The organism is Pseudoalteromonas sp. S2721, from assembly GCF_005887425.1.
Lineage (GTDB): Bacteria > Pseudomonadota > Gammaproteobacteria > Enterobacterales > Alteromonadaceae > Pseudoalteromonas > Pseudoalteromonas simplex.
In genome coordinates this window covers 24008-36297 of sequence record NZ_PNCZ01000034.1, presented here as the reverse complement: position 1 = coordinate 36297, position 12290 = coordinate 24008, and the positions used below count along the sequence as shown (strand labels likewise).

Genomic DNA, 12290 nt, shown 5'->3' with positions numbered 1-12290 from the left:
TATTCGCCTTCGGCTCATGCGGTACTTGGCTCAACAGACGAACTGCCCTCCGCTTGCACCGTCGCTGTCGCACTTTGGACATTACCGGCACTGTCAGTGATAGTAAGCAGCACTAAGCTGCCCACTGCCGCTCCGGTGGTTTGCCCACTGATGAGCGGTGTCACATCATTACTATCGGCCAAGGTATCAAGGCTAATCGTCGGTGCGGTAATGTCGATTTCACCAGTGGCACTATCGGTACCAGTATTACCTGCCGCATCTGAAACTTCTGCTTCAATAGTGTAATTACCCTCGGCAAGTACTTCAGTTGCAGCAACTGACCAGCTTCCGTCAGCACTAGTAATAGCAATTAAAGTTTGAATATTACCAGCACTGTCGGTAACCGTTAGTCTAACCTCAGTACCTGCAGGAACGCCTGAGCTTTGTCCTGAGAATACTGGGGTTGTATCATTTGTGATATTTTGAGGATCGATGAATACACTTGGTGCTGTGGTATCGATATTACCCGTTGCGGTGTCAGATCCTTGATTTCCTGCAGTATCTTGTACTGTAGCAACAACAGTAAATTCTCCTTCAGCAATTGCTACGCTAGGCTCAACAGACCAGCTGCCGTCCGCTTGAACAATCGCTGTCGCTGTTTGAACATTACCAGCACTATCGGTGATTTCTAAATTAACAAGTGTACCTGTTGCCACACCATTCGCTACACCACTGATCAGCGGTGTTACATCAGCACTATCTGACAATGGATCAACACTAATAGTAGGGGCTGTTAAATCAATTAAACCGGTTGCCGAGGTTGAAGCAGAGTTTCCAGCAACATCACTCACAGATGCTTCGACAGTGAAGCTTCCTTCAGCAATAATAACCTCAGCATCAACAGACCATGATCCATCAGCTAATGTGGTAGTAGTTAAAGTTTGGGTATTACCCGAACTATCTGTTATTAATAAAGTTACCTGCGTGCCTTGCGGTACACCTGTTGTTTGACCCGTTAGAGTAGGTGTAACGTCATTTGTATCAGCAATAGCATCAATGCTAATTGTAGGCGCAGATAAATCGATGATACCTAATTGAGAGTCGCTCGCTTCATTGCCTGCATTATCTACCACCTCAGCTAATACAGAATACTGTCCTTCAGCCAGCGCATTGCTAACTTCTGCTGACCATGAACCATCTTGCGAGATAACAACAGATGCTGTCTGAACGGCTCCTGCACTGTCAGTAATTGTGAGTGTTACGACACTACCAGCCGCCAAACCTGACGTCTGACCCGTAATGATCGGAGTTACATCGTTGCTATCTACTAAGGCATCAATACTGACTGTCGGCGCTGTTACATCAATTACGCCTTGAGCAGCAGCATCACTGGTCAAGCCATCAACTGTTACTGACGCATTAACAGTAAATGTGCCTTCACTTAAAGCTTGCTGTATCTCTACACTCCACTGACCATTCAGCACTGTTGCAGTAAGCTGTTGGCTGTTGTTATTACTGTCTTCAACAATTATAGTTATGACGCTGCCATTAGGGGCATCTGAGGTGCCACTTATAGCTGGCGTTGTGTCATTGGTTTCGTTGATTGCATCTATTGCAATGCTAGGCGCAGCACTATTTAAAATAAAGCTATTCGTTGCTTGGGCCTGATTGCCTGCAGCATCAGTTATTGACGCTGTAACATTGATGTTGCCATCGTCTAATTCTGCAGGCACATCCCCAGACCAACTGCCATCAGCATTAACGGTTGCGCTAAATTCATAGCTGTTAATACCATCTGAGACAACAACCGTAACGATACTACCCGCAGGCTCATTCGTTTGTCCGCTAATTGTAGGCGTTGTATCGTTGACCGTTCCCAAATTGTCAATCGTAATAATTGGAGCAGTGAGATCAACAACACCGTTTTGAGTGATTTGCGTTTGATTGCCAGATTCATCCTCTACACTTGCTGTCACCGTGAACGCCCCTTCAGCTAGAGGCGTATTAGGGCTGATTGACCAGCTTCCGTCCGCAGCCACAACCGCAGAAAGCGTTTGTACCACGCCATCGCTGTCAGTAACGTTGACAGTAACAATACTGCCTGCAGTGACATCAGTTGTGCCTGTGATCAACGGCGTACTGTCATTAGTCAAAGGATCAAAATCTAACGTTAATAAAGGATTAATTCCATCGAACGTACCAACTTCAGTATCCGTGCCTGTATTACCTGCATTATCAGTGATGCTGGCTGTTACAGTAAATTCCCCTTGCGACACTGCACTTGTAACAGGCACTGCCCAATTTCCATCAGCATCAACAGTTGTCGTATAGGTTTGGCTATTATTTTGAGAGTCGACAACAGTAACTGTTACTGTATTACCTGCCGTCGCTCCTTGTGAGCTGCCTGAAATTAGAGGCGTACTGTCATTGATAGCGCCTATGGTATCTATGCTAATAAGCGGTGCAGTCGTATCAACCACTGCGGTGATCGAATCATTTGCGGTATTACCAAATTGGTCGGTAACAGTGGCATCAATCGTAAACTCACCCTCTGCAAGTTCATCTGATACATTGATACTCCAATCTCCATTTGCATCAACTGTTGTTGTAAATGTTTGGCTTGGACCCGAAGCAGGAATAATCACCACCGTGACCACATCACCTGCTGTTGCATTTAATGTTGAACCTGAAATACTGGGTGTTGTGTCGTTTGTTTCGCCTAACGCATCAATTAAGATAGTTAAAGATGAACTATCCACCGTACCCGTTTCTGAATCCGAGGCTTGATTACCAGCTAAGTCAGATACCGTAGCGGTAACCGTGTATTGCCCATCAGCAAGGCTGCCTGGTACGTCTGCACTAAATACACCATTATCATTAGTGATTGCAGTAAACGTCTGACTATTGCCATTTGCATCTGTGACAACTAAAGTGACCGGTGTGCCTGCTGCAACGCCTTGCACTGTGCCTGAAATTGTAGGTGTGTTGTCAGCACTACTTCCTAAGTTATCAAGGCTTATAATTGGCGCGGTTAGATCAATGATCCCTGTCGTCGTATCTTGAGCTTGATTACCAGCAGGATCACTCACTGTTGCGGTAATTGTAAACTCACCCTCAGCCAACACTTGATTTGCACCAACTTGCCAGCTGCTATCTGCATTAACTGTGGTCGTCAGTATTTGCTGATTTCCATTACTATCAACGAGTATGATCGTAACAACCGAGCCAGCATCAACCCCTGATACAACACCTGAAATAATGGGTGTAACATCATTAGAATCGTTAAACTCATCAATTGTGATGGTAGGTGCAGTTAAATCAATCACACCCGTTTCAATGTCTTGTGCGCTATTTCCTGCTTCATCTTGAGTTTGCGCAACAACAGTGAACTCGCCTTCAGCTAGCTCTTGATCAATATTAATCGACCAGCTGCCATCGGCATTTGTAACAGTTGCAAATACTTGTGCACTCCCATTACTGTCGGTAACCGTGACTGTAACTGTGCTACCAGCATTTAACCCTTGTGTTGTGCCAGATATTGTCGGCGTGGTGTCATTACTATCAGCAATTGCATTAATATTAATAATTGGTGCAGTTAAATCTATTGTGCCAGTTGCTGTTGCTGAACTGGTGTTACCCGCTTCGTCGCTTGCGCTTGCAGTGACAGTATAATCTCCCTCAGCAAGCTCATTTAAAGTTTCGACTTGCCATACACCTTGTGCATTTGTGGTGGTTGTTATCGTTTGCACAACACCATTACTATCTGTAATGACTAACGTAACTGTCGTTCCTACTGGTACATCTGCAACAGATCCTGAAATTAGTGGAGTTGTGTCATTAGTATCATTTAAAGGATTGATTGAAATAGTAGGATCGGTTAAATCAATGACCCCTATTTCTGTTGCTGTCGCTGTATTACCCACTTCATCGGTTACTGTCGCGGTGACTGTGAATTGACCTTCAGCCAATGCAGTACTTGCTTCAACAGTCCAATTACCGTTTGCATCGGTAATAACTTGTAAAGTTTCAGTCGCTCCATCACTTCCTGTAAATGTAACAGTAACGACTGCGCCTGGTTCAACATCTTGTGTTGAACCAGATACACTTGGAGTCGTGTCATTAGTATCAATAATGAAATTAATACTGACTGTTAAATCTACATTACCAATCGCGGTTGCTTGTGCTTCATTGCCTTGAGGATCTAATACCGATGCGACAACTGTAAAATCTCCTTCAGGTAAAGGTTCTGTCAATTGAATAGACCAACTTCCATCAGCTTGAGTGATTGCGAGTAAATTAATAACCCGCCCATCACTTGCTGTAATTGTCAGCGAAATTGTCGTTCCAGTAGCTACGCCATCGGTTTGCCCACTCAGCAATGGTGTTGTGTCATTACTATCAGCAATAGAATCAATTGTGATTGAAATAGGAGAAAATGCGACGGTACCTGTCGTATTTGCAGATGCTGAGTTACCCGCAGCATCACTAACGGTAGCAATTGCCGTAAAACTGCCTTCAGGCAAAGGGCTTATTGCATCAACACTATAACTGCCATCAGCAAGAACAAGCGCCGTCAACGTTTGCGACTGACCATTACTATCAACAACTTGTATTGTAACTTCGGTGCCCTCTGGCACCCCTTCAACTCGCCCGACAAAGGTTGGCGTTGTATCATTTGTATTGGCAATAGCTGTTAACGTTATGTCAGGAGCCGTCAAGTCAACAACCCCTTGGGTGTCAGCTTGGGCAGTATTTCCGGCTGCATCAGTTACGGATGCACTTACGTCAAAAATCCCTTCAGCAAGATCTGCGACAACATCTAAACTCCAATTCCCATCAGCATCGGTTACCGTTGTTAATGTTTGAACTTGACCATTAATATCAGTGACAACAACGGTAACAAGTGTGCCTTGTTGAACACCAACAACATTACCACTGATATTTGGCGTAGTGTCCTGCGTATCATCAATTGGGGTGATACTAATCACAGGCGCTGTATTATCAATAACACCAGTGGTCGTTGCTTGCGCCTCATTTCCAGCAATATCAACGGCTGTTGCAGTTACAGTAAACTCACCTTCAACAAGTGCATCAGGCACATCAACGATCCAACTACCATCTTCGGCAACAATTGCAGTTACGGTCTGCACTGTATTATCTGCGCCAGTAATCACGACAGTGACTTCACTACCAACAGTGACTCCACTTACCGTTCCTGAAATAGTTGGCGTGGTATCATTTGTTTCGCCGATGGTGTCAATAATTATTACGGGAGCAGTCAGATCGACTAGACCATTTTCACTATCACTGCCTTCATTGCCAGCCTCATCAACTGCCGATGCAACGACTGTATAAAGTCCCTCAGCAAGTGCTTCAGTCGTAATACTCCAATTTCCTTGATCATCTACTTGCGTCGCTATTACCTGAACTTGTCCTGCGCTGTCTGTAACAGTGATAGTGACAGTATCACCACTGCTGATACCAGACACTGTGCCAGTAATTAGTACATTTTGAATCGCTGAATCAGTAAGTGTATCAATCGTTACAACTGGCGCGACAGTATCAATACTTGCGCCAATATTATCTGATACAGGGTCACCATTTGGATCAAGAGCAACCACATCGACAGTGATTGGACCATCAGGTAATGGGTCAAGTGGTGGTGTTACAAAAGTACCATCTGGTTGGACTACAACAGTCACAACTTGGGTATTACCATTCGCGTCGGTTACTGTCACCGTGACCGTTTGTCCTACTAGGTTTTCAGATGTACCTGATATAACTGGTTGTGGATTATTAGTAAGACCTAATTCATTGACACTCAATGTTGCAATTAACTCATCACCAGGTACAACACCATCGGTTGTATCTCTAGGAGAGAAAATGCCAGTGTTATCAGCGTTAAAGCTGTCATCAAATGCTAAACTAGATGGGTCGATACCTTCAGCGATACGTGCTAGCTCTACAAACGAGGTGCCTCCGCCAGATGCAGCACCACCGCCTCCACCAGCAGCCGTCGCCTCTAAATTATCTAAAATGTCTCCTCCCCCTTCAAGCGCATCTAAAAAATCACTGATATCAGTGCCTGTTTGTTGCTCTGGGGTTGGTTGATTGGGTTGATTTAAACTTGCAATGGCTTCGTCGATACTATCATCGAAAAGGGTATTCTCTGAGTTATCTTGCGTCTCTTTTGCTAGCAAGTCAGGGGTTATAGTCACTGATTTATTGGCAGGGATCGCCAACGACTCTCCTTGTACATCAATTAATATGGTCGAGTTATCTGCGGTAACAACAGTATCTCCTACCGTTATCACATCGCCAACTGAGAGGGCTTTTATAGAACCATCCGCTTGCACTAAGCCTGCAGAACCTTGTACATCAATAACCAGTAATTGATTTGCGTCCATTTGCTTTTCCTCAAACTATGAGTAATACATTTGTATAACTTAAGCTTAGCCAGCAAGTAACACTTTGTTACTGGACTATGGTACAGGTGAACACTAAAAAACAGCACTATTTCACTAATATTCGAATAAACAAAACAATTAATAAAAAACTAAAAGCAACACAAAAGTATCATTTGCAGTATTTGAAATTGTTGGCTAAACCTTAACTTAGCGTGAATAAAAATTAGTCTAAAAAGAGGATCATATGGCTATAAGCAAGCAGTTCACTAGCAAAAAGCTCAGCGCTTTACTTATTTTAATGTTTGCAGCGAATGGAAGTATATTCGACGCACAAGCAGAACAAACCTCTGTAATGCCTTTGCATTATGTATCTGATAAAGCAATTTCATCTAACCCAGAAGTACAACAAGCTTGGCATGCATTTAAAGCATCAATGTATGGCATTGATGCTGCTCGTTCAGGTTATTTACCAACCGTCGATGTATCAGCGAGTGCAGGTTATGAAAAACGTAACTACGGTATTGAAGATGAATACAACCGCAATACAGCAGAGCTCACATTAGGGCAAATGCTATACGATGGTTTTAGAACATCGAACACAGTTAAGCGCTTTGAACGAATTCAACTGATACGTTATTTTGAACTACTTGATCAAGCTGAAAAGATTGCACTTCAGGCAAGTATTGCTTACCTAGATGTGCAAAAGTTCACTGAGTTAGTTGAGCTTGCTGAAAATAACTTAAAAGAGCACGAGGCTGTCTATCAGCAAATAGAGCAAAGCGTTGGTGCTGGTGTTGCTAGAGCAGCAGATCTTGAACAAATTAATGGTCGCCTCTCGCTTGCGCAATCGAATGTTATGACAGAGTATGCAAACTTGCATGATGTAAGTGCTCGCTATTTACGCATTGTTGGAGAGCTGCCAACAAAAGGAACAGCAAAAGCAAGACTAAGTGATGATGCAATTCCCATCACCATCAATCAAGCTCTTGATATAGCTTACAAAAGCAGCCCTAACTTTTACGCGTCTCTGTATAATATCGAAGCGCAAAAAGCGAATGCTGATTCACAACGCTCCGCATTTCATCCTAATGTAGATTTATCTGCACGCTACGGAATGCAAGATAGAGATGAGTTAGGTTTAAATGAAACTCGCTCTGAGGCAAGAGTTGGTATAGATATTCGCTACAATTTATACAATGGTGGCTTAGACAGTGCGAATCTTGATCAAGCCTATCAAGAGATTAATGTTGCTAAATATCAGCGCGACCAAACCTGTATTGAAATTAGACAAAACCTTCAAGTTGCTTATAACAATGTGCAGGTTTTACAAAATAAGATCCCTTCTCTTGCTAGTCATAAAGAGTCATCTAATAAAGTAAAATATGCCTATAAAGACCAGTTTGATATTGGCCAAAGAACGTTACTTGATGTGCTTGACGCTGAAAATGAAGCATTTCAATCAAATCGTTCTTATATCGCGGCTCTATATGACAGACAGTCAGCTATTTTAACTATGCTTGCGGAGATGGGGAAATTACTCGACACGCTCAACGTTACATCCGACAAGTTTCCAAAAATTACAGAGTTAACTGATGACCCAATTGCATTAAATGCAGACAGTATTTGTCCAAAATTTGATGTAGCTGCAACGATTGGCAGACAAGCATTCTTGCAGAAAAAAAAACAGCAAGATAATGCATATATGACAGTAACCGCTATGCCTAGCTACTTAACTATGCCGGCAACTCCTGTCGAAACAGCTACGACATTTGCCGATGATGATAATGATGGTATCGCAAATGCGCAAGATGAATGCCCATCTACGCCTGCATTTACGGAGGTTGATGAAAAAGGCTGCACAAAGTATCGAAGCAACACGAGTAATGTAGAGATTGGCATTCCTTTTCTCGCAGACTCAAGTGTTGTGCGCCCTCAGTATATGCAGGAAATAGCTCGACTTGCTGATTTCTTAAAAGAACACCCCAACAAAAATGTTGAAATTCAAGGGCATGCTTCCCTTGAAGGACCAGCCCTTCACAATAGAAAGCTCTCTGAAGAACGCGCATCTTCGGTTGCTGAGATATTAATCCAGCAATACGGTATTGCCCCAAACAGAGTGAAATCGCTTGGTTATGGTGTTGATCAACCAAGAATAAATGAGATTTCAGTTAGAGCAAATGCTGCAAATCGTCGCATTGAAGCAGTGATAACCGACGCAGGTAGCCGCCCAGCAGTCATGAAAGATGGCTGGTCGTAAAGCTCATGGTGAATTTGATACCAATTCGCTTAATTTAGTATTTTTGCGCATTGGTATAAGTATGGATATTGTATGCAAGAAACTGATGCTCAAGATCATGGTGGCAGCCTTGTTGACTGTTTAGAAACGCTATGCCGCTATCATGATCGAGAATTTTCTCGTGAAACATTATTAAGCGGTTTACCCCTTGAGAACGGCTTATTGACTCCGTCAGGTTTTTCACGTGCCGCTAAACGTATAGGCTTTAAAACTAAAATTGTTCACAAACCCCTATGCGACCTTAATACAGCTTTGTTACCTGCGGTGTTAATTCTAAAAGGTAATAAAGCCTGTGTAATTACTGAGCTTGATATCGAAAACGACAACGCTGAGGTCATCTACCCTGAATTAAATGACTCCGCCGTTAAAATCAGTATTACAAAACTTGCTGATAGCAGCACAGCAATGGTTATTTATGCACAGCCCGAATTCGCTTTTGACGCACGCTCCCCTGTACTACAAAAATTAGCCAAAGATGGCTGGTTTTGGGGAGTCATCAAAGAGTGCCGAAGTTTATACAAAGATGTAGTCGTTTCTGCCATTGCATTAGGCGTATTATCAATTGCGATGCCGCTTTTTGTTATGAATGTTTATGACCGTGTTGTACCCAATCATGCAGTAGAAACCCTATGGGTGCTGGCAAGCGGTGTTTTAATTGCACTCACCGCAGATTTTATTTTACGGTTAGTTCGAAGTTACTTTGTGGAGCTGGCAGCAAGTCGTATTGATGTCAAAGTTTCAGCTGTCATTATGGAACGCGTACTTGGCATGAAACTAAAAAACCGCCCCGCTTCTGCAGGTTCGTTTGCAAGTAATATTCAATCATTTGAAGCGGTCAGAGGCTTCTTTAGCTCTATGACCCTTATTGCGCTTGTCGATTTACCTTTTGTTTTACTCTATTTAATCGTAATTGCGATCATTGGCGTCGAATTAAGCTTACCAATAATCGTCGGGGCTTTGATATTGCTCTGTTACGCATTAGCAGCCCACCGAAAGCTTGAAAGCCTCTCAGAGCAAACAATGAAAGCAAGCTCTATGCGCAATGCAATTTTAGTTGAAAGCTTAACTAATATTGAAGATGTAAAAAGCTTTCATAGTGAGTGTAAAACTCAATCCAATTGGGAGAAATCAACAATTTACATTGCTCGCGTTAACGCGCAAAGCCGCTTAATTTCATCTTCTATCAGCAATGCAGGTTCATGGGTTCAGCAATGTGTTGGGGTCATAATTATGATGGTTGGCGTACATCTCATTATTTCCGGTGACCTCACTCAAGGAGGGCTCATTGCAGCCTACTTACTTTCGTCGCGTACTATGGCTCCAATTACCCAATCTGCTGCTGTGCTAGCTCAGTTTCATCATGCCGCAATTGCAATGCATTCACTCAATGAAATTATGGATAATGAAGTTGAACGCCCAGCCGGCAAGCACTGGCTAAGTCACCCTGTACTACTGGGTGATATTGAATTTAATGATGTTCGGTTTAAGTACTCTCAAGAAAGCAATGAAGCATTAAGTGGTGTTAGCTTTAAAATAAAGTCTGGTGAAAAAGTAGCGATTCTTGGTCGCAATGGCTCTGGTAAAAGCACAATTGAAAAATTAATTCTCGGCCTGTATGAACCAACTTCTGGCAGTATCTTAATAGATAATAATGATATCCATCAGATCGATCCTGCCGAGTTACGACATAACATTGGCTATGTACCACAAACAATTTCTTTATTTTTTGGCACCCTTAAAGACAATATCACCCTTAGTGCATGGCATGCTAAAGATGAGCAAATTTTATCTGCGTGTCAACAAAGCCAATTATTTGAGTTAATAAACTCACACCCAGATGGTTTTGACCTACAAGTGGGTGAACAAGGCCGGCTACTTTCTGGCGGGCAGCGCCAAGCTGTTGGGATTGCACGTGCGCTTCTGAACAATCCGCCCATCTTATTGATGGATGAACCCACATCAGCACTTGATCACAATAGCGAAAGTAAAATTATTAACAATATCAAGCGCAACTGCCAAGAGAAGACCTTAATTGTCGTCACTCACAGAACCTCATTACTCGAGCTGGTAGACCGCATCATTGTACTTGATAACGGCAAAGTGGTTGCTGATGGCCCCAAGGCACAGGTGTTATCGGCTTTAAATAACCATACAGTAGGAAAAGTATCATGAGTAATAAAAACTTACCTATTGAACAACGCTCATTTGAGCATCTAAACAAGGTGCTGGAAAAGCAAAAAGCAAAACGTCCCTCTATTTTCTCTAAGCTTTTTTCCGGTTGGTTATCACCGCCAAATAGTCAAGACTGGGTCGTTGACGCACAATGGGAAAAAATGCAGCAACAACCAGCAAGTGCCCGATTACTGCTTTACATTATCTGTATCAGTATTGTTGCGCTTATTGTTTGGTCAGGATTTGCTCATCTCGATGAAGTAGCCAGAGGAGAAGGCCGTGTAATCCCATCTCACAAATTGCAAATAGTGCAGTCGTACGATGGTGGTATGGTCGAGCAGATATTTGTACGTGAAGGACAAGTTGTTAATGCAGGTGATGTTTTAATAAAAATTGATCCCACACGGTTTATTTCTTCATTTAGAGAAAACCAAGCTAAGGTACTGTCTTTGACTGCTAAAGTTGAGCGATTAAGAGCACTTACGCAAAAAAAACCTCTGCTATTTGCTGCCAGCTTGATAGAGCAAGCACCGGACGCGGTTCTACATGAACAAGCTATTTTTGAAAGCAGTAACAAAGAACTGGAGCAACAGGTTACCATTCATAAACGCCAATTAGAGCAGCGTCGACAAGATTATGCCGAAGCTAGGGCTGCATTACAGCAACACACAAATTCATTGAGTTTAGCTAACCGAGAGTTAGCAGTAACTCGCCCCCTACTTCGCACAGGTGCGGTATCAGACATAGATATAATTCGCTTAGAGCGCCAAATTGTTGAACATACAGGTGAAATAAATCGAACAAAAGCGGCAATAAATCGTAGCCTATCAGCTATAAATGAAGCAAAAAACAAAGTCACCGAAGTTGAGCTTGCCATGATAAATCGCTGGAGTAATGAGCTATCAGAAGCCTTACTCAGGCTTGATGCAATGAAAGAAACTGAGTCTGGACTTGCTGATAAAGTTGCACAAACGGAGATTCGCTCCCCCGTCAATGGAACGGTTCAACGCCTATTAGTCAACACAGTTGGCGGAGTACTCCAACCTGGCAGCGACGCAATTGAAATTATTCCACTCGATGATCAATTGGTTGTTGAAGCTAAAATTCTACCTAAAGACATTGCTTTTTTACGCCCAGGTCAAGCTGCAATGATTAAATTTAGCGCTTATGATTTTGCGATCTATGGCGGCTTAGAGGCTGAAGTTACTCATATCAGCGCTGATACGATTACAGATGACAGAGACAATACATTTTACTTAGTGCAGCTTAAAACAAATCGTAATCACTTTGCAGACAACCTAACCATCATTCCGGGAATGACTACACAAGTCGATATTATTACCGGTAAAAAAACGGTTCTTGAGTATTTATTCAAACCAATTTTGCGTGCAACGTCGCTGGCAATGAGTGAACGCTAGCGGGCTTTTTAATGGAGT

The 12290-nt window shown here is 42.8% G+C and carries 4 protein-coding genes; 3 read left to right on the top strand and 1 reads right to left on the bottom strand.

Features of this window, described 5'->3' with window-relative positions; genetic code table 11:
* Nucleotides 1-14 precede the first annotated feature (14 nt).
* Complete coding sequence (locus CWC02_RS13460) at nucleotides 15-6386, bottom strand: retention module-containing protein (protein ID WP_138618717.1); 6372 nt, start codon at nucleotides 6384-6386, stop codon at nucleotides 15-17.
* Nucleotides 6387-6630: 244 nt separating this feature from the next.
* Between CWC02_RS13460 and CWC02_RS13455 the strand changes: the two genes are divergently transcribed.
* The 3 genes from CWC02_RS13455 (at nucleotide 6631) to CWC02_RS13445 (ending at nucleotide 12272) form a co-directional block, all read left to right on the top strand.
* Entirely contained in the window at nucleotides 6631-8643 is a 2013-nt protein-coding gene (locus CWC02_RS13455) for a TolC family outer membrane protein (RefSeq protein WP_249364109.1), read from the top strand.
* Nucleotides 8644-8715: 72 nt separating this feature from the next.
* The gene (locus tag CWC02_RS13450) at nucleotides 8716-10854 is read left to right on the top strand and encodes a type I secretion system permease/ATPase (protein WP_138618715.1); all 2139 of its coding nucleotides are present in this window, start codon (nucleotides 8716-8718) and stop codon (nucleotides 10852-10854) included.
* Complete coding sequence (locus CWC02_RS13445; protein WP_138618713.1) at nucleotides 10851-12272, top strand: HlyD family type I secretion periplasmic adaptor subunit; 1422 nt, start codon at nucleotides 10851-10853, stop codon at nucleotides 12270-12272. The genes CWC02_RS13450 and CWC02_RS13445 overlap by 4 nt, the downstream gene beginning before the upstream one ends.
* Nucleotides 12273-12290: the final 18 nt, after the last annotated feature.